At 70.4% G+C, this 18413-nt stretch carries 19 protein-coding genes; 8 read left to right on the top strand and 11 right to left on the bottom strand.

What is annotated here, in order from left to right; genetic code table 11:
• Window positions 1-7: 7 nt before the first annotated feature.
• The 7 genes from FMP39_RS02300 to FMP39_RS02270 form a co-directional block, all read right to left on the bottom strand.
• Window positions 8-1855, bottom strand: a complete 1848-nt coding sequence (locus FMP39_RS02300; protein ID WP_141588397.1) for an ATP-binding protein — start codon at window positions 1853-1855, stop codon at window positions 8-10.
• A complete protein-coding gene (locus tag FMP39_RS02295) occupies window positions 1852-3021 on the bottom strand; it encodes a sensor protein KdpD (protein WP_141588396.1) in 1170 nt (389 codons plus the stop codon). The genes FMP39_RS02300 and FMP39_RS02295 overlap by 4 nt, the downstream gene beginning before the upstream one ends.
• Before the next feature lie 87 nt (window positions 3022-3108).
• The gene (gene kdpC, locus FMP39_RS02290; RefSeq protein WP_141588395.1) at window positions 3109-3744 is read right to left on the bottom strand and encodes a potassium-transporting ATPase subunit KdpC; all 636 of its coding nucleotides are present in this window, start codon (window positions 3742-3744) and stop codon (window positions 3109-3111) included.
• A gap of 14 nt (window positions 3745-3758) precedes the next feature.
• The gene (gene kdpB / locus FMP39_RS02285) at window positions 3759-5819 is read right to left on the bottom strand and encodes a potassium-transporting ATPase subunit KdpB (RefSeq protein WP_141588394.1); all 2061 of its coding nucleotides are present in this window, start codon (window positions 5817-5819) and stop codon (window positions 3759-3761) included.
• A 1-nt stretch (window position 5820) separates the two neighbouring features.
• Window positions 5821-7542, bottom strand: a complete 1722-nt coding sequence (kdpA, locus tag FMP39_RS02280) for a potassium-transporting ATPase subunit KdpA (RefSeq protein WP_141588393.1) — start codon at window positions 7540-7542, stop codon at window positions 5821-5823.
• Window positions 7543-7551: 9 nt separating this feature from the next.
• On the bottom strand, window positions 7552-7641 hold the full coding sequence (gene kdpF, locus FMP39_RS02275) for a K(+)-transporting ATPase subunit F (RefSeq protein ID WP_141588392.1): 90 nt from the start codon (window positions 7639-7641) through the stop codon (window positions 7552-7554).
• A 108-nt stretch (window positions 7642-7749) separates the two neighbouring features.
• Complete coding sequence (locus FMP39_RS02270; RefSeq protein WP_141588391.1) at window positions 7750-8853, bottom strand: outer membrane beta-barrel protein; 1104 nt, start codon at window positions 8851-8853, stop codon at window positions 7750-7752.
• A gap of 287 nt (window positions 8854-9140) precedes the next feature.
• On the opposite strand from FMP39_RS02270, the gene FMP39_RS02265 reads away from it, so the two are divergent.
• Both FMP39_RS02265 and FMP39_RS02260 read left to right on the top strand, forming a co-directional pair.
• Window positions 9141-9800 (top strand): cytochrome b/b6 domain-containing protein, encoded by a 660-nt coding sequence (locus tag FMP39_RS02265; RefSeq protein WP_255508454.1) that lies wholly within the window; start codon window positions 9141-9143, stop codon window positions 9798-9800.
• Window positions 9793-10485: a molybdopterin-dependent oxidoreductase gene (locus tag FMP39_RS02260; RefSeq protein ID WP_141588389.1), complete on the top strand. Its 693-nt coding sequence runs from the start codon at window positions 9793-9795 to the stop codon at window positions 10483-10485. The genes FMP39_RS02265 and FMP39_RS02260 overlap by 8 nt, the downstream gene beginning before the upstream one ends.
• 107 nt (window positions 10486-10592) lie before the next feature.
• Here the strand turns inward: FMP39_RS02260 and FMP39_RS02255 are convergent, their stop codons facing one another.
• Together FMP39_RS02255 and FMP39_RS02250 are read right to left on the bottom strand one after the other, a co-directional pair.
• Window positions 10593-11027, bottom strand: coding sequence for a hypothetical protein (locus FMP39_RS02255; RefSeq protein WP_141588388.1), 435 nt, complete (start codon window positions 11025-11027; stop codon window positions 10593-10595).
• Between the two features lie 25 nt (window positions 11028-11052).
• The gene (locus tag FMP39_RS02250; RefSeq protein ID WP_141588387.1) at window positions 11053-11838 is read right to left on the bottom strand and encodes an alpha/beta fold hydrolase; all 786 of its coding nucleotides are present in this window, start codon (window positions 11836-11838) and stop codon (window positions 11053-11055) included.
• Between the two features lie 129 nt (window positions 11839-11967).
• Between FMP39_RS02250 and FMP39_RS02245 the strand changes: the two genes are divergently transcribed.
• Window positions 11968-12708: a DNA methyltransferase gene (locus FMP39_RS02245; RefSeq protein WP_194858197.1), complete on the top strand. Its 741-nt coding sequence runs from the start codon at window positions 11968-11970 to the stop codon at window positions 12706-12708.
• On the opposite strand, the gene FMP39_RS02240 is transcribed toward FMP39_RS02245, so the two are convergent.
• Entirely contained in the window at window positions 12709-13371 is a 663-nt protein-coding gene (locus FMP39_RS02240) for a hypothetical protein (RefSeq protein WP_228557575.1), read from the bottom strand.
• Window positions 13372-13459: 88 nt separating this feature from the next.
• The gene (locus tag FMP39_RS02235) at window positions 13460-14347 is read right to left on the bottom strand and encodes an EamA family transporter (RefSeq protein WP_141588384.1); all 888 of its coding nucleotides are present in this window, start codon (window positions 14345-14347) and stop codon (window positions 13460-13462) included.
• Between the two features lie 173 nt (window positions 14348-14520).
• On the opposite strand from FMP39_RS02235, the gene FMP39_RS37705 reads away from it, so the two are divergent.
• The 5 genes from FMP39_RS37705 to FMP39_RS02210 all read left to right on the top strand — a co-directional run bounded on the left by FMP39_RS37705 (window position 14521) and on the right by FMP39_RS02210 (window position 18371).
• Window positions 14521-14943, top strand: coding sequence for a hypothetical protein (locus FMP39_RS37705; protein ID WP_228557574.1), 423 nt, complete (start codon window positions 14521-14523; stop codon window positions 14941-14943).
• Window positions 14940-16298 carry a sensor histidine kinase KdpD gene (locus tag FMP39_RS02225; RefSeq protein ID WP_141588383.1) on the top strand — a complete coding sequence of 453 codons (1359 nt, stop codon included), beginning with the start codon at window positions 14940-14942 and terminating at the stop codon, window positions 16296-16298. Before FMP39_RS37705 ends, FMP39_RS02225 begins: the two co-directional genes overlap by 4 nt.
• Window positions 16295-17032, top strand: coding sequence for a hypothetical protein (locus FMP39_RS02220; RefSeq protein ID WP_141588382.1), 738 nt, complete (start codon window positions 16295-16297; stop codon window positions 17030-17032). Before FMP39_RS02225 ends, FMP39_RS02220 begins: the two co-directional genes overlap by 4 nt.
• The gene (locus FMP39_RS02215; RefSeq protein WP_141588381.1) at window positions 17029-17910 is read left to right on the top strand and encodes a cyclopropane-fatty-acyl-phospholipid synthase family protein; all 882 of its coding nucleotides are present in this window, start codon (window positions 17029-17031) and stop codon (window positions 17908-17910) included. Before FMP39_RS02220 ends, FMP39_RS02215 begins: the two co-directional genes overlap by 4 nt.
• 143 nt (window positions 17911-18053) lie before the next feature.
• Window positions 18054-18371, top strand: coding sequence for a hypothetical protein (locus FMP39_RS02210; protein ID WP_141588380.1), 318 nt, complete (start codon window positions 18054-18056; stop codon window positions 18369-18371).
• The last annotated feature ends 42 nt before the right edge of the window (window positions 18372-18413 follow it).

Below are 18413 nucleotides of genomic sequence, written 5' to 3'. Positions count from 1 at the left end.
TACGTCCTCACGCACTCGCCGGCCCGGGCGCCTCCCGCCGGGGCAGCGTGAACCAGAACGTGCTGCCCTGGCCGGGCGTACTCACCACGCCAATCTCCCCGCCGTGTGCCTGGACGATGTCCTTCGCAATCGACAAGCCCAGCCCCGCGCCTCCCGCGGGCGCGCCGGGTGCCCGGTAGAACTTCTCGAAGATGCGCGCCTGTTGCTCCAAGGCAATCCCCGCCCCCGTGTCCCGCACCTCGAAGCGCACCCCGTGCGATTCCTGCCACACGTGCACCTCTACCTCGCCTCCGGGGGGCGTGTGCTTCACCCCGTTTCCCACCAGATTCCCCAGCACCAACCCCAGCCGCTCCGGGTCCCCGTCCACCGGCTCCACATCCAGCGATACCTGCTTCAACAACCGCACCCCACGCTCCTCCGCCGCCGCGCGCTGTGCGTCCAGCGCCGCGTCCACCAACGCCTCCGCGGGCACCCGGCGAATCTCCAACTGGAGCTGCCCCGCCTGGATGCGCGACAGGTCCAGCAGGTCATCCACGATGCCCTGCAGCCGCTCGGAGTCCTCGCGAGCCGCGAACAACAGGTCCGCCTGCTTCTCCGTCATCGGCCCCACCACGCCCTCCGTCACCAGGTGCAGGGCCATGCGCAGCGACGTGAGCGGCGTGCGGAACTCGTGCGCCACCGTGGCCACCAGGTCGTTCTTCAGCTCGTCGAAGCGCCGCAGTCGCGTCACGTCCTGGAGAATCACCGTGGCCCCCACCACCTCCCCTGACTCGCCATGCACCGGACTTCCCCGAGCCAGCAGCCACCGGTCCCCGTCCGGGAGCGGCGCCCGCACCGCCTCTTCGTACCCACGCGGCTGATACGCCCCTCGCCCCGTCAACACGTGCTCACGCACCCGTTCCAGCACCGCGCGCGCCTCCGGCACCACCTGCCCCAGCATGTCCCCGCCCGCTTCCAGCGACAGCCGCAGCACGTCCTCCGCCGCGCGGTTGACGTTGAGCAGCCCTCCGTCCGCGCCGAACACCACCACCGGGTCCGGCAGGCTGTCGATGGCCGCCTGTGATGCCGCCTGCGCCTGGAGCAGCTCCCCCAGGCTGCTGCGCCGATACTGCTGAAGCGCCTCCGCCATGGCGTTGAAGTCCCGCCCCACCTGCGCGATTTCGTCCTGTCCCTCCACCACCGCGCGCGCCGCGTAGTCGCCCTCGCCCAGGCGCCGCACCGCCTGCGACAGCACCGACACCGGACGGAGCGCCCGGTGCGTCAGCGACTGCGAGGCGAACAACCCCACCACGAAGGCCACCATCACCGCCGCCACCATCACCGTGTTCACCCGCGCGCTCTGCCGCTGCAACGCCTCGCTCTTGCGCACCATGGCGTCCTGGTTCAGGTCCAGGATGGCCCGGGCCGCTCCCGTCACTTCCTGAAAGGCCGGCTCGAGAACACCGAAGTACGCCTCCCGCGCCGCCTCCGGCGACGACTGGGCGAGGAACCCGTCGTAGGCCTCCTGGTAACGCCGCCAGGCCGCGCGCAACTGGAGCGTCGCCGCGTCCTCGGCGGGCTCGGTGACGTTGCCTTCCTGCACCCGCAACTGCGACTCCAAGCGCTCGCGCTGCGCCGCCTGCTGCGTCAGCCCGCGCTGCCGCTCACCCGCGATGATGAAGAGCGCCCCGCTGTCCATGCGCTCCAACTGCGCCATCATCTCCTGCGCGGCCAGCACACTGCGGTAGTTGTCCTGAAGCACCCGAGGCCCAGAACGCCCCAACTGGGACAACGTCACCACGGCCACCATGCCCACCAACAACAGCGCCAGGGCCAGGGGTGCCTGCGCCAACAACAACCGGGCTCGCAGCGTCATGGGCGGCGTCCCTCCTCGCGCGGCTCGAAGGCCACCACGTGGATGTCGAAGCCCCGGCCTTCACGCACCAGCCTCATGTCCACCGCGCGCCCCAGCCGCTGCTTCCACCACGGCTGATGCGAACGGCCGACGATGATGTGGCCCACGCCGTGCGAGCGCGCGAAGTCCAGGATGCCCTCCACCGGGTCCCGAGCCCTCAGGCGCACCACCTCCGCGCCCAGCTCCTTCGCCTTCTCGATGTTCGTCAGCAGATGCCGCTGCGCCTCCGCGTCGATGAGGTGCGGCGCCTCGCGCGGCGTCTCCACGTACACGACGAACCAGTCCGTGTTCAGCCGGCCCGCCATCCGTGAGCCCCGGCGCAGCAGCGTCGCCGCGTGCCGGGGATAGCTGGACAGCGCCACCAGCACCCGGCCCCAGGCGGCGCTCCGCTGCGAACCTTCATCGCCCTCCCCCGGAGGCGGCCTCGCGGTGGCGCGGTCCAGGCTCTCCGCCACCTCACGCAGCGCCAGCTCGCGCAGCGTGGCCAGGTTCTCCTCCGTAAAGAAGCGCTCCAGCGCCCGCGGCACCTTGTCCTTCGCGTAGATTTTCCCCGTCCGGAGCCGCTCGTGCAGGTCCTCCACCGCCAGGTCCAGGTTCACCACCTGGTCGGCGGCCTTGAGGAAGCTGTCGGGCAATGTCTCCCGCACGGTGACGCCAGTGGCGCGCTCCACCAAATCGTTGAGGCTCTCCAGGTGCTGGACGTTGAAGGCCCCGATGACGTTGATGCCCGCATCCAGCAACGCCTGCACGTCCTGGTAGCGCTTGCGGTGGCGGCACACCGGAAGGTTGGTGTGAGCCAGCTCGTCCACCACCGCCACCTGGGGCTTGCGCGCAAGCACCGCGTCCAGGTCCATCTCCTCCACGGTGACGTCGCGGTAGGTGTACTGCTTGCGCGGCACCACCTCCAGGCCCTCCACCAGCGCCTGCGTGTCCGCGCGGTCATGCGACTCCACGAAGCCCAGCACCACGTCCACGCCGCGCCGCTTCAGCGCGTGTGCTTCCTCCAGCATCCGGTACGTCTTCCCCACCCCGGCCGCGAAGCCGATGTAGAGCTTGAGCCGGCCACGCCTGCCCCGCTCCACCAGCTCCAGGAAGTCCTCCGCGCGCGAGCGCCGCGTCATCGTCATCCTTTGCCCATCCGGTGGGACGCCGGGCGGAGGATGCCCTCGCGCCCGGTGAATCTCACGTGGTGAATGTGCGTGCCCCCACGCCGCTCAAGGTGCGCCCTGGCCCAGCGAGCCCCCGCCCCCCACGCCCGGCGCCGCGTCCGGAAGCGGCCCGAAGCGCCTGTCCAACGCGAGGTTCAACAGCAGGACGTTGACGCGCGGCTCGCCCAGCACGCCGAAGGTCCGTCCTTCCACCAGCGCGTCCACCACATTCAGCACCCGCTCCAGCGCCACGCCGCGGGCCTGTGCCACCCGCGCCGCCTGCCAGCGCGCCGCCTCCGGCGACAGGTGAGGGTCCAACCCGGACGCGGACGTCGTCACCAACTCGGCGGGAACAGGCCCCGCTGCATCCGGATTCTCCCGGCGCAGGCGCTCCAGGTCGGCCGCCGCGCGTTCCTTCAGCTTCAGCGACGTGGGCCCCAGGTTGCTGCCCGAGGACGCCGCGCCGTCGTAGCCCTCGCCAGCGGCGGAAGGACGCGGATGGAAGTACCCCGCCCGGGTGAAGCCCTGGCCAATGAGCGCGCTGCCCACCACGCGGCCCCGGCCGTCCTTCACCCACGAGCCATTGGCTTCCCCCGGAAAGAGGAGCTGCGCCAGCCCGGTGACGGCCAACGGGTACAGCAGGCCCGTGAGCACCATCGTGACGACGCACGTGCGCAGGGCCGTGAGGAATGTGGAGAACATGGGGATAAGTCCTTTCACGCCAGGCCCACGGCGCCGAGCAGCACGTCGATGACCTTGATGCCCACGAAGGGAACGATGACGCCGCCCACGCCGTACAGCAGCAGGCTGCGCCGCAGCAGGGCCTCGGCGCCCAGCGGGCGGTAGCGGACACCCTTCAGCGCCAGGGGGATGAGCAGGATGATGATGAGCGCGTTGAAGATGACGGCCGACAACACCGCGCTGAACGGCGAGGACAACCCCATCACATTGAGCGGCGCAATCTGCGGGAACACGCCCATGAAGAGCGCTGGGAGGATGGCGAAGTACTTCGCTACGTCGTTGGCGATGGAGAAGGTCGTCAACGTGCCGCGTGTCATCAGCAACTGCTTGCCCACCTCCACCACCTCCAGCAGCTTGGTGGGATTGGAGTCCAGGTCCACCATGTTCCCGGCCTCCTTCGCCGCCTGGGTGCCGGTGTTCATCGCCACGCCCACGTCCGCCTGGGCCAGCGCGGGCGCGTCGTTGGTGCCGTCGCCCGTCATGGCCACCAGCTTGCCGCGGCCCTGCTCGGTGCGGATGAGGGCCAGCTTGGCCTCGGGAGTGGCCTCGGCCAGGAAGTCATCCACGCCCGCCTCGCGCGCAATCGCCGCGGCGGTGCGCGGGTTGTCACCCGTAATCATCACCGTGCGAATGCCCATGGCGCGGAAGCGGTCGAAGCGCTCCTTGATGCCGCCCTTCACCACGTCCTTCAGGTGGATGATGCCCAGCAATCGCGCACCGTCTGCCACCGCCAGCGGTGTTCCACCCGCGTCGCCGATACGGCCCGACGCCTGCGCCAGCTCATCCGGCACCGCGCCGCCCTGGGAACGGACGTACGTGACGATGGCGTCCACCGCGCCCTTGCGGATGCTGCGCGGGTGCGGGTCCACCAGGTCACAGCCGCTCATGCGCGTCTGCGCGGTGAAGGGCACGAAGGTGGCGTGGTGCGCCTGCAGTTCGCGCGGGCGCATCTTGTACGTGTCCTTCACCAGCGTGACGATGGAGCGCCCCTCGGGCGTCTCATCCGCGAGGCTGGCGAGCTGCGCGGCCTCGGCCAGCTCCTCCATCCGCACGCCCGGCATGGGGAGCAACTCCGTGGCCATGCGGTTGCCCAGGGTAATGGTCCCCGTCTTGTCGAGCAGCAGCGTGTCCACGTCGCCCGCCGCCTCCACCGCGCGGCCACTCATGGCCAGCACATTCTTGCGCAGCAGCCGGTCCATGCCCGCGATGCCAATGGCGCTCAGCAGGCCGCCAATCGTCGTGGGGATGAGGCACACCAGCAGCGCCACCACCGCCGTGCCCGACAGCGGCACGCCCGAGTAGAGCGCCAGCGGCACCAGCGTCACGCACGCCAACAGGAAGATGAGGGTGAGCCCCACCAGCAGGATGTGGAGCGCCACCTCGTTGGGCGTCTTCTGCCGGGCCGCGCCTTCCACCAGGCCAATCATCCGGTCCAGGAAGGAGTCGCCGGGGTTGGCGGAGATGCGCACGCGGATGCGGTCGGAGAGCACCTTCGTTCCGCCCGTCACCGCCGAGCGGTCGCCACCCGACTCCCGGATGACGGGCGCGGACTCGCCCGTAATCGCGGACTCGTCCACGCTGGCGATGCCCTCCACCACCTCACCGTCACCGGGGATGAGGTCCCCGGCCTCGCAAATCACCTCGTCACCCTTGCGGAGGTCCGGCGCGGGCACGCGCTCCTCGCGCCCGTCCTTCCAGCGGCGCGCGGTGGTCTCCTTGCGCATCTTCCGCAGGGCGCCAGCCTGGGCCTTGCCGCGGCCCTCCGCCACGGCCTCCGCGAAGTTGGCGAAGAGCACGGTGAACCACAGCCACAGCATCACCTGCACGGTGAAGCCCAGCGGCGCGGCATCCGGGCGCGGCGACACCACGTCCTTCACCACCAACACCGTGGTGAGCAGGCTCCCGGCCCACACCACGAACATGACGGGGTTGCGCGCCACATCGCGCGGGTGGAGCTTGCGCAGGCTGTCCACCAGCGCCGGTTTGAGCAGCGAGGCGTCCAGCAACGACGCCGGTTTCGAAGCAGGCGAGGACATCTCAGTAGCGCTTTCCGGCCCCGGCGAGGAAGTGCTCGACGATGGGGCTCAAGGAGAGGGCGGGGAAGAACGTGAGCGCGCCGACGATGACAATCACGCTCACCAGCAGACCGGTGAAGAGCACGCCGTGCGTGGGGAAGGTGCCCGGGCCCGCTGGCACCACCTTCTTGCCCACCATGGAGCCGGCGATAGCCAGCGCGGGCACCATCATCAGGAAGCGCCCGCCGAGCATCGCCACGCCCAGGGTGACGTTCCAGAAGGGCGTGTTGGTGTTGAGGCCCGCGAAGGCGCTGCCGTTGTTCGCCGTGCCGCTGGTGTACGCGTAGAGGATTTCCGACAGGCCGTGCGGCCCCGCGTTGTTGAGTGAGGACACGCCCTGCGGCAGCACGGAGGCCAGCCCGCTGAAGCCCAGCGTGAAGAGCGGGAAGACGAGCACGTACAACATCGCGAGCTTCATCTCCCGCGCCTCGATTTTCTTGCCGAGGTATTCGGGCGTGCGCCCCACCATCAGCCCGGCGATGAAGACGCTGAGCACCACCATGACGAGGATGCCGTAGAGGCCCGCGCCCACGCCGCCGAAGACGACCTCGCCCAGTTGCATGTTGACCATGGGCACCAGGCCGCCCAGGGGCGTGAAGCTGTCGTGCATCGCGTTCACCGCGCCGCACGAGGCCGCGGTGGTGACAGCGGCGAAGAGCGCGGAGGCCGCGACGCCGTAGCGCACCTCCTTGCCCTCCATGTTTCCCGCCTGCGCCACCTGCCCCGCGGCGCTCAACGCCGGGTTGGCCTGGGCCTCCGCCGCGTACACCGCGGCCACGCCCGCGAGGAAGAGGACGGACATCGCCGCGAACAAGGCCCAGCCCTGCCGGTTGTCACCCGCCATCTTCCCGTAGGTGTACGTGAGGGCCGCGGGGATGGCGAAGATGGACAGCATCTGCACCAGGTTGGTGAGGGGCGTGGGGTTCTCGAAGGGATGCGCGCTGTTGGTGTTGAAGAAGCCGCCGCCATTGGTGCCCAGCGTCTTGATGGCCTCCTGCGAGGCCACCGGTCCCTGCGCCAGCGTCTGACGCACGCCCTCCAGCGTCACCCCCTGCGAATAGGGCGCGAAGTTCTGGAGCACGCCCTGCGACACCAGGAAGAGCGCGTAGACCAGGCACAGCGGCAGCAACACGTAGAGGGTGGCGTTCATCACATCCACCCAGAAGTTGCCCAACGTCTTCTGTCCGTCCGGACCGGGCCGGCGGGTGAAGCCCCGCGCCAGCGCCAGCGCCACGCCGATTCCCGCGGCGGCGGAGACGAAGTTCTGCCACGCCAGCCCCACCATCTGCGTGAAGTAGCTGAGCGTGGACTCACCAGCGTACGACTGCCAGTTGGTGTTGGCGGTGAAGCTGACGGCCGTGTTGAACGCCAGCTCCGGCCCCACCGCTCCCAGCCCTTGCGGGTTGAGCGGCAGCAGGTGCTGCACGCGCTGGAGGCCGTAGACGATGAGGACGCTGAAGAGGCTGAACGCCAGCAGCGAGCTCGCGTAGGCCACCCACGTCTGCTCGTGCCGGTCCGCCGCGCCGCACAGGCGCAGCAGCAGGCGCTCCACGGGGCCCAGCACGCGCGGCAGCGGACGGGTGTCCCCTTCGAGGACACGGAAGAGATAGGCCCCCAGCGGCTTCGTCACCGCCAGCACCAGGGCGAAGAACAACAGGATTTGCGACCAACCGATGAAGGACATGGCGGGGGCCTAGAAGCGCTCCGGGCGAAGCAGCGCGTAGAGGAGGTAGGCACCGAGCAGCACGGCCAGGACGGCGCCAGCGGCGTATTCGAAAGTCATCAGGCAATGCCTCACAGGCGCTCGCATCCGTGGACGTAGACCCACGCGAGCGCGAAGAAAGCGGCGGTGACAAGAACGAGCACGAGGTCCATGAGACGGGGCTCCTGTTCAGAACCAGGCGACGGCGCTGAGCACCCCGAGCGTCTCGGCGTCCTCGAGCGTCGGCGCGCCATCCCCTCCCGTGGCGCGGCCGGTGAACACGTCTGCGGTGGAGGTGTCGCGGCGCGCCTCCATCTTGAGGACCAGGTGTTCCGCGGGCTTCAACTCCAGCGTGAGGGTGCCGCCCGCCAACGTCTGGACGGCCCCCGTGATGAGCCCGTGCTCGTCGCGATAGGCCTCCACCCGGGCGGCAACGGCCACGACGTCGGAGAGTTGCATCCGCGCGTTGAAGCCCGCCGCGTACCACAAGGCCGCGGACTGTCCGGAACGCGCCTGCCGGCCCACGTCCGCCGTGGCGGCCAGCGCGAAGGCGTGTGTCACCTTCCAGGTGGCCACGGCGTCCACGAAGAGTCGCAGACCACCGTCACCCTCTTCCCCCACGAAGGTGTTGAGGGCGGTGGATAGCCGCGGGCCCGCATAGGCCACCTGCGTGCCCAGCGCCTTGCCGCGGTTGTTCTCCCCAATCGTCTGCCAGCCATTGAGCAGGTGGAGCTGCGCGCTCCACGCGTCATTGAAGGCCCAGGTGCTCTTGAGGCCGGACTGGTAAAAGGGCGACAGCTCGCCCATCCACGAGCGCGTGTAGTTCCAGTTGAGCTGCGACTGGAACGACTCCAGACCGATGTGACTGGGATAGACGCCCGCCTCCAACGTGAGCGGTCCCGTCGCGTACGACACCGTGGCCTGCTGGAGATGGCGCCACACCTCGGGCCCGATGGCCGGGCCTTCCGGCTCGGCCTGGTGCAGCACCTCGATGCCGGTGCCGAAGCCCAGCAGCACCTTGAAGCCCACGGGCTTGGGCGCGAGCGACACGCCCAGCGACGCGAGGTTGATGGAGACCTCGTTGTCCCGCCGGGCGGTGGTGCCCGTGCCGGGGATGAAACTGGCACCGTCGGCGGGGCGATTGGCGTTGTAGCCGAAGTAGACGTCCACCCCGCCCTCCACCTCCAGGCGAGACAGCAGGCCCGGGGCTTCGGCATCGGGAGACGGCTCCGGCGAAGGGGCCTGCGACAGCAACAGGGAGGACACCAGGGATGGCAGTGGAGAAGCGAGCATGGTCGCTTCTCCCCAAGAGCACGCGCCGTGCCCGGCCACGGCTCACGAGCCCCCTGTCATTCCAGGGGCTTGTGTCCCTGCCGCCATTCTCCAGGTTGCAACTTGCACGAACGGGCTCGGGCGCATCGTGCGCGCTGAAATCCGCCGCCTCTTCCTGCCCCGCGAGGCCAGGGCCCGTCCTCACGTCGACGCAAGGCGAGCGGCCCCCGCCCTGAATGACGGCTGTCCACCAACGCGGGACGAGCCGCGCCCACGCCGCGTGACGCCGGGTGCTTTCTTCCGCGTGCGTGCAAGCCCCTGAACGACGCAGACCTCAGCCGTGGCTCATCCGAGTCACCCACTGGCTCAACGTACCGCTGCTGCTCATCATGGCGGCCAGCGGACTCCAGATACTTGTCGCCTATCCCATGCTCGGGCCCCAGGGCCGGCCCTACGGCTGGTATCCCTTCCAGGGCATCCCTCCACCCGAATGGATGCGGCTGGGGAACTGGCTGGCCGGCGCCCGTCACTGGCACTTCGCCTTCGCGTGGTTCCTCACCCTCAACGGCGTGGCGTACGTGCTCTACCTCGCCCTCAGCGGTGAGTGGCGCCGCCGCCTCTTCCTGCCCCGTCGCGATACACGCAACGCCCTGGACACGCTCGCCTTCTACCTGCGCGTGAGAAAGCACGCACCCGCGCAGGGGCTGTACAACGGCCTTCAGCGGCTGGCGTACACGGGCACGCTGGCGCTGGGGCTGCTCGCGGTGCTCTCCGGGCTGGTCCTCTACAAGCCCGTGCAGCTCGGCGCGCTCACGTCGCTGCTCGGTGGCTACGACGCGGCGCGCGCCATCCACCTCGTCATCCTCGCGCTGCTCGCCCTCTTCACCGTGGGCCACATCGCCCTGGTGCTGCTCCACCCGCGAAGCCTGGCGGAGATGGTGACGGGCGGAAGGAAGCCGGATGCCTAGGCACCTCACGCGGCGCACGGCGCTGCTGGGCACCACCGCGCTCACGGCCAGCGCGTGTGACAGCAGCCGCCCTCGCGAGGGCTTCCTGGGCGTCATGGAGCGCTTCAACGCGCGCGCCCAGGCCGTGTTGTTCGATGAACGCCGGCTGGCGCCGGAGCTGCCTCCCGAGGAGACGACGCCCCCAGGCAAGTTCCCCGAATACTACGTCTCCGACACGGTGCCGCTCGCGCCCTCGGGATGGGCGCTCCGAGTGGGCGGGCTCGTGGCGCACCCCACCGTGCTGACGCTGGACGCCCTCCAGCGCCTGCCTCGCACGGACCTGCGCATTCGCCACCACTGCGTGGAAGGCTGGAGCGCGGTGGCGTCCTGGCATGGCGTCCGCCTGAGCGAGCTGGCCCGGCATGTGGGCGCGGACACGCGCGCGGGCTACGTGGAGCTGCGCTCGTTCGACGCGGGCTACTACTCGTCCTGGGACCGGCCCAGCGCCTTCCATCCGCAGACGATTCTGGCCTACGGAATGAACGGCCAGCCGCTGACGCCCGGCCACGGCGCGCCGCTGCGCCTCTATTCGGGCGTGAAGCTGGGTTACAAGATGGTGAAGTACCTCACCGAGGTGAACTTCCTGCCCGAGCCCACCGGAGGCTACTGGGAGGACCGCGGCTACGAGTGGTTCGCGGGCGTGTGAGGCCCCCTCAACTCGCCACGCGCCCACGACATCAACGACAGCCATCGACGCCTGCGACGGGGCGTGTGTTCAGACGCACCGCCGCGCATGAGGCTGGGGAGCAAGACTCAGACCTTGCTGCTGACGAAGCCACCACCGAAGGGCGAAAAGCCCCGCTTGCGCAGCGCCTCGCGCTCGGCCTGAAGCGCGGCCAGCGCCTCGTCGCGAGTGGCGTAGTGATTGACGGCCGCGCCGTTGATGGCGCCGCTGGTGAGCACGAACATGCGCGTCATCTCGTCACCACCGAAGCGGTACGAGCGGTGCGTGTAGCGCTCCAGCACCTCGCGCCGCTCCTTGCCGAAGACACGGCCGGCGGTGAACTTCACCACCAGCCCGTCCAGGTTGATGAGGAGGTCCACCTTGGGCGGGTACTTGGAAAGGTGCTCCTCGACTTCCTTCCGCCAGCGAAGGACGTCCGCCTCACTCACCAACACGCAGTCGGTGAAGTAGGCGGTGACGACGTCGTTCAGCGCGTCGTACTCGAAGGACATGTTCCAGGCCATCGTGCTGCCTCCTCGAAGCGGGCGCTCAGACCGGCTGGGAGCCGGCGAGGAAGGCGGACACCAGCGCCGCCGTCTCCGCCGGGCGCTCCACCTGTGGGTAATGACCGGGGCCGGGAAGGTACGACAGGCGTGCGCCGCGAATCCTCGACACCACCGCCTCCCGCAGGAAGGCCGCCGGCAGGAAGGCGTCGTCCGTGGCCAACACCAACGTGGGCGCCGTAATCGAGGCCAGCTTGTCGGCGAAGCCACCCGCCGTCCACGCGTCGAAGACGTGCTCGATGGCCGCCAGGCTGACGCCCATCGAGTCCTTCACCAACGCCTCCAGGGCCTCCGGCGACAGCTGCTTGCACGCGAGGCCGAGGATGGTCTGCTTCTTCTCGCGGCTGTCCGCCGACGTGCGGAACAGCCCCGCCGCGTCCGGAGGCAGCGGAAGCCCCGCGGCGGGCACCGTGTTGAGGAGCACCAGCCCCTCCACGCGCGCCGGCACTTCCGCGGCCACCCACTTCACCAGCTGGCCGCCCATGCTGTGCCCCACCAGCGTGAAGCGCCGCGCGTCCACGGCGTCCGCCACGGCCAGCACGTCGTGCGCCAGCGACTCCAGGCTGAAGCCTCCGTCCGGCCGGCCCGACTGACCCGAGCCCCGCATGTCCGGAATCACCAGCCGCAGCCCCGTCAGGTCCAGGCGCTCCACCAGCGCATCCCAGACCGCGCCTGATACCATCCAACCGTGAACCAGGATGACCGTGCGCGGACCCTCACCCACGACACGGTAGTGGAGCGAAGTCCCGTCTTTCGCTGAAGTCGTGGGCATTCCGTCTCTCCGTTGCATCGAGATAAAACAGGATTGTAGAAATCTAGGGAAGCGCTAGCAAGCCACGGTTTGGGCGTGTTGACCAGCCCGACGCGGAGTGCGCGCGGCTCTGGCAGACTCTGGCACCCCATGGTGGACGAACAGGCAGGCGCCGCGGGCGCGGCGAAGCGCACGGTGTACTGCGAAGACGCACTCGTGTGGCTGGAGGCGCGGCCGGTGTTGGAAGGCAGCTCGGCCATCGCGTCCCTGCCGGACTGGTCCGAGTTCCCGTCCCTGTTGCTGGCGGAGTGGAAGGCCTGGTTCATCCGCGCCGCGGCGCTCATCCTCGCGCGCGTGCCGCCCGAAGGCGTGGCCATCTTCTACCAGACGGACGTGAAGGACGAGGGCACCTGGGTGGACAAGGGCTACCTGGTGGCTCGCGCCGCGGAGGAGGTGGGCGTCGACCTGCTCTGGCACAAGGTGGTGTGCCGGCGGCCGCCCGGGACGGTGACGTTCGGCCGGCCCGCGTACTCCCACATGCTGTGCTTCTCGCGCGGCGTCCGCGTGGACATGGCGAAGTCCACGCCGGACGTCCTGCCGGAAGCGGGCGAGGTGACGTGGACGCGCGGCATGGGCGTGGAGGCGTGTCTCATCGCGTGCCGCTTCATCCTGGAGCACACCCGCACGCGCACCGTCGTGGACCCCTTCTGTGGCCACGGCACCGTGCTGGCGGTGGCCAACGCGCTGGGTCTGGACGCGGTGGGCGTGGAGCTCAGCCGCAAGCGGGCGCGCAAGGCCCGCAACCTGCGCGCGGAGCTGATGGACGGCACGCTTGTCCTGTCAGGCGCCCATGGCACGGGCGCGCCTGTGGGCGACGACGACGCGCTGTAGTCACCCTTGCTGCGACCGCGCCGCGACGTCCTCGCCGGGCGCAGGAACGAAGGCCGCCTGGGCGCCCGACTCCCGCGCCACGGTGGCCTCCAGCTCACCGATGAAGGCCGCGAAGAGCTGCTCTTCCAGCGCCAGCGCGGCATCCAGCGTGGCGCCCACGGCGGTGAGGCGCTCGACACACGCATCCTCGATGGTGCGCCGGTGGCTCTGCTCCTCGGTGACGACGCGCCCCAGCTCCTCGCGCACGGCCGGCTGGCGGGACGCGGCCTTGTAGAGCGGGTACAGCACCATGGCGCGCCGTTCGATGGCCGTCGTCGTGAGCAGGTAGTGCAGATAGACGTCCGGCGCGCCCGTGAAGGACGTCGCCCAGGTGGCCAGCTCGTGGTCCAGCGCCTGGAAGTAGCGGCCCGCGGCCTCCGGGCAGAGGAACGTGGTGATTTCCGCGCCCGCGACCTCGGCGGACAGGCGCTTGAAGGCGAAGGCGTGGCGCGTCTCGTCGGCCAGGTGGCCCAGCACCTCCAGCGTCGGGTGCCGGTCCGCCACGGTGCGCGAAATCTTCCGCGCGCCGATGAACTCCATCAGGGACAGGGTGTGGAGCCAGCGCGCCTCCATGTCGGGCGACTGGGCAAGCTGGCGGAGCACGGCCTGGATTCGGTCACGCATGAGGCCGTCCTCTAGCCCGGCGCCGGGCCCCATTGCGAGCCCGAAGACAGGCCCGCCCCCGGGGAATGGTGTCTGCGGACCCTTCTGGTCAGTTCGCGGCGGCGGCTTCAACGGGCTTGCGCGACGTCGCGGAGCTGCCCACGGACGCCAGGATGATGCAACCGATGGCCGCCCACTGCACCAGCGACAGCCGCTCATTCAGCAGCAGCAGCCCGGACACGGCGGCCAGCGCCGGCTCCAGGCTCATCAGGATGCCGAACGTGCGCGTGGGGAGCGCCTTGAGGGCATACATCTCCAGCGAGTACGGCAGCGCGCTCGACAGCACGGCCACGCACAGGATGATGGGCAGCAGCGACACGTCCAGCAGCTTCATGCCGGCGTGTGCGACCCCGAAGGGCATGACGAGCAGCGCCGCGACGCACATCCCCAGCGACGCCGCCGTGCCGCCGTGGACGGTGCCTCCGGCCCGCTGACCGAAGAGGATGTACAGCGCCCAGCAGGTGGCGGCCACCAGCGCCCAGAAGACGCCCATCCAGTCCAGCGACCGCGACGTCTCCGACAGCGGCAGAATCAGCAGGATGCCCGCCACGGCCAGCAGCGCCCACACGAAGTCGAGCGCCCGGCGCGTGGAGAAGATGGCCAGGGCGAGCGGCCCGGTGAACTCGATGGCGACGGCGATGCCCAGCGGGATGCGCTCCAGCGCCAGGTAGAAGGTCAGGTTCATCCCGCCCAGCGCCGCGCCGTAGATGGCCACGGCCCGCAAGTCCTTGCGGGTGAGCCGCTGCCGCCAGGGCCGGAACACCGCCGCCAGGATGAGCGCCGCGAAGAACACGCGAAGCGCCGTGGCCCCCGCCGCGCCCAGCACGGGGAAGACTTGCTTGGCCAACGAAGCGCCCGTCTGGATGGAGGCCATCGCGACGAGCAACGTCAGGACCGCCACCGTGACTGGCCCCGGCTTCGTCAAGACTCGAGACATTCCGCGCACCTCTTCCACCGCACCCTCTGTCCATCCCGTATCACCCGCCTGCCTTGAAGGGTGAAGAGAACACGCTGGACAACACTCGCCTGGCCGGGAGTTTGACGGCGCGGGGGCGCCTTCGCTTTGCTCGGGGGTGAAACGACTGTGCCAGGCCCCGGGGGGGAGCCAGCATGACGCCAAGAGTCCGAGAAATCCGGTTCCATCCACTTCGCACGCGCCGAGAATGCCCACCGCGCTGGGATGCCCGCACGGGCGCGCTCGCGACGCCGCGGCCTCGAAACCGCGCGTTCAAGCCAGAGCACGGCGGCTCGCGCGGTGACACCGTCCGTGACGACGCGCTGACGGCCTACCTGGCGCGCTGCAATGAGCTGGGCGCGATGGAGGGCCCGTTGGGTGCGCGCACGCTCAACCCCGCACTGCGGCCCGTGCTGGAGGCCCTCCACCACCTGCTCGCGGGCGGCGAGGTGTCGGTGCAGCTGCTCCAGCGCGGCAACGCGGACATCGTCAACGAACTGAACCTCCGGGCCGAACACGCCACCGAGGAGTCGTCCAGCCTGGGTATGGCGGGTGACATCCTGTCCGCCACCGTATGAGTCCGCGCTCCGCCGGGCGACAGGCCGTCCTGTCCTCGTTCCGGCGGTGGACGCGCGCCCAGAATGCCGCGGAGGTGCTGGCCGCCTCGGGCCTGGGCGCGTGGCTCGCGCTCTGTGCCTTCGTACCGAGCCTGCTGGCCATGACGGCCTGGGCCCCTGGCGCGCGGAGCTTCTTCGGCATCCACTTCGGCACCGCGCTGCTGTGCGCCGCGCCCATGTTGACCAGCGGCATCCTGTTCTCGCTCGTCCACCGGCGGCGCCGCCGCATCGAGCCCTGGGGCTGGGTGTGGCTCATCTTCGGCGTGGCGACGATGCACTTCTTCGTGGCCGCGCTGATGGCCCTGTCGGCGCCGCCAGGGGCGGCCGTCATCGCCTCGCTGTTCCTCTTCACCACCGCCTTCCATGGCCGGCTGCACCGGGTGACGCCGCGCCAGCCCTTCCTCGCCCTGGGCACCGCGCTGGCGCTGGCGCTGGCCCTGCCCCTGCGCGGCAGCGACGAACACCTGGCCCTCTTCGGCGTCATCGGCCCCGCGGCGCTCACCGCCCAGCTCTACCTGGGGACCTTCGCCGTGCAGCATGACCGGGCCCGCGCGGACGCGGAGCGCCTGCGCGCCGCCGTGCACGCGCAACTGCTGGAGCAGCAGGAGCGCGACGTGGGCCGCCTGTCGCAGGCGCTGTCGGAAATCCTGGGCTACCACCACGACATCGACAACGCGCTCATGGCGGCAGGCAGCGCGGCGGACATGCTGGCCGTGGTGGGCGCGCACCGCCCGGGCTCCGGCCGCACCGAGTTCGACGACCTGCTCCGGCAGCTCAACGACAACCTGACGCAGATACGGGACATGATGATGGACGCCCGCAACAAGGGGCGGCGCCATGCCGGCATGGAACCGGAGCCCGTAGAGCTGGCGCCCGTGCTGGACTCGGTGCAGGCCAGCGTGGGCCTGCGCTTCCCGGACGTGGACATCCAGGTGGAGGTGGAGCAGCCCTCCCCGCCCCTGCGCGCTCTGATGCGCGGCGGCGCGCCCACGCTGCGCCGCGTGGTGGAGAACCTGGTGCTCAACGCCTGCGAGGGCAACGGCGAGGAAGGCGCGGCGCGGGTCCACATCCATGCGCGCGTGGAGCCGCTCAGCGGGCGCCTGGAGGTTACCATCACGGATGATGGCCCCGGCTTCCCGCCCGGCCAGCTCGCCCGCCCCGCCGAGGCGCTGTACACCAGCAAGTCCCACGCGACGGGCCTGGGCCTCTACACCAGCGAGTGCCTGCTGCGCGCCAGCGGCGGCATGCTGCACCGGCAGAACGCGGCAGGGGGCGGCGCCGTGCTCCGCATGGTCCTTCCCAGGGAGTACCGATGAGCGGCGGAGCCCTGTACCAGGAGTCGCTGCGCGCGCTTCGCCGGCTGGGCTTGCCGGAGGTGTCGGAGCGGGACGTGCTCGCGGCGCTGGAGGCGGCGCAGCCGGGCCCCCTGTCCCTCTTCTACGAGGCGGGCGCGGAGGCCGGTCTGCCGCGCGAGGCCCTGATGGCGCGCGGCGCCGGGCTCTTCCTCAGCTTCAGCGCGGGCAACCTCGCCGACGACCTCATCGACGGCGAGTGCACGTACCACGACCCACCCATCCGCGTGGGGCCGTGCGTGCAGTTCATCCTCCAGAACCTGGCCTTCGCCACGCTGTGCGGCGCGCAGGCGCAGTTGCCGGGCCCGGTGCTGGAAGAGGCGGTCCGCACCCTGGCGGTGGCCGCGGGCCCGCAGGCGCTGGAGGTGCGCGCCAGCGACTGGACGGCGCCGTTGTTCCGCCAGGTGGCGGAGGGCATCGCCGGCCAGCAGTGGGCCGCGTACCTGCGCGTGTTGTGGGCGGGCACGGTGCTGGAGCCCCGCGCGGCGGCGGCGGGCCGGGCGCTGGGCGTGGCCGCGCACGTGGCGGAGGACATCCGCACACGGGACGTGCGCTTCACCAGCATGCCCGGGGCGGACCGTCACGCGGTGGTGGCCTGGGCGCGCGCCGCCGCGCAGTCGCTGCGCCGACTGGACCTGCGCTGCCTGGACGCGGCGCTGCGCCGCATCGAACCGATGCTGCCAGAGGGGGAGTCATGAGAGCCGAAGCCGTGCAACCCGAGTGGAGACGCGACGAGGTGAGCGCGTACTACGAGGCGAAGACGGAGCGGCTGCTCCAACGCTACGGGCCCGGCCCACGCGTGCACTATCACTCCGGGCTGGTGGACGTGGTGCCGCCGCCCGGCGCGTCCTCGGAGGTGCTGCGCGACACGGTCCATGCCGCGCAGGAAGCGCTGCTGGTGGAGCTGGCACGCGCCGTGGGCCGCTTCCCGGACGGCGGCGAGGTGGTGGACATCGGCTGCGGCCTGGGCGGCGGCGCGCTCTACTGGGCCACCGAGCATCAGGCGCACGTGACGGCGGTGACGAACGTGCCCTCGCATGTCGCGCTGGTGCGCGGCTTCGCGGAGGCCGCGGGCGTGAGCGCGCGCGTGCGCCCCATCCTCTGTGATGCCCTCTCCGTGCCGGGCCGCGCGGCCTTCGACGCGGTGGTGGCGGTGGAGAGCGCCTGCTACCTGCCGCGCGCCGAGTGGTTCCGCCGCACGCGGACGCTGCTGAAGCCAGGCGGCGTGCTGGCCATCGCCGACTGCTTCCTCTGCCGTCCGGAGCTGGCCCCCGGCTTTGACCGGTATTGGCGCACGCGCATCGGCTCGCTCGATGAGTACCTGTCCGCCGCGCACGCCGCGGGGTTGGAGCTGGAGGTACGCGACGACGTGTCCTCACGCGTGGTGGGCTTCTGGTCGCTGACCCTGGAATTGATGGTGCATGAGCGCGCTTCGGCACACCCCTCCCAGCATCCCCTGCGTGCGCTCGCTCAGGCCGGCCGCGGCGAATCCAGCCGCGAGCACCTGCGCCTGCAGCAGGCGCTGATGGACGGCGGTCTGGAGTACGGGCTGCTCGTGCTCCGGCGGGTGGACTGAGGCCACGACCCTTCCGACGAAAGCCAGCCCCTGGCCGCCCGGCCGCAGCCCAGGCATGCGTGCGCAACGGCCGAGGGGACGGGGTGCAACACGCGAGGGCCGCCTCCAGCCTTGGGCCAGTCGCTACTCAGGGAGGAAACGCGATGCAGGCTTTCAATCGGTGGATGGTGCTCGGTGCGGTGGCGGTGGCGATGTCCGTCACGGGATGCAGGGAACAAAACCGTGACCAGCGAGGGACGACGACCACCCCGGGCATGGAGGGCACCGGCGGTAGCGGCCAGGGCAACCAGCCGCGCCCCAGCGGCGGCACCGGCGGCTCCGGCCATGAGATGCAGGGCTACGACGCCGGCACGGGTGGCTCTGGGATGATGAACGAGGACGCCGGCACCGGAGGCTCCGGGATGATGAACGACCACAACACCCAGGACACCGGGACGCACAGCCCCGAAGGTCAGCAGTAGCCCGCCTGCTCGCGAACCGCCGCGAGCAAGCAACCCACGGGG

It is taken from the genome of Myxococcus sp. AB056, assembly GCF_006547365.1.
Lineage (GTDB): Bacteria > Myxococcota > Myxococcia > Myxococcales > Myxococcaceae > Myxococcus > Myxococcus virescens.
The sequence above is the reverse complement of the archived record's forward strand: the minus strand, read 5'-3'. Positions and strand labels throughout refer to the sequence as shown.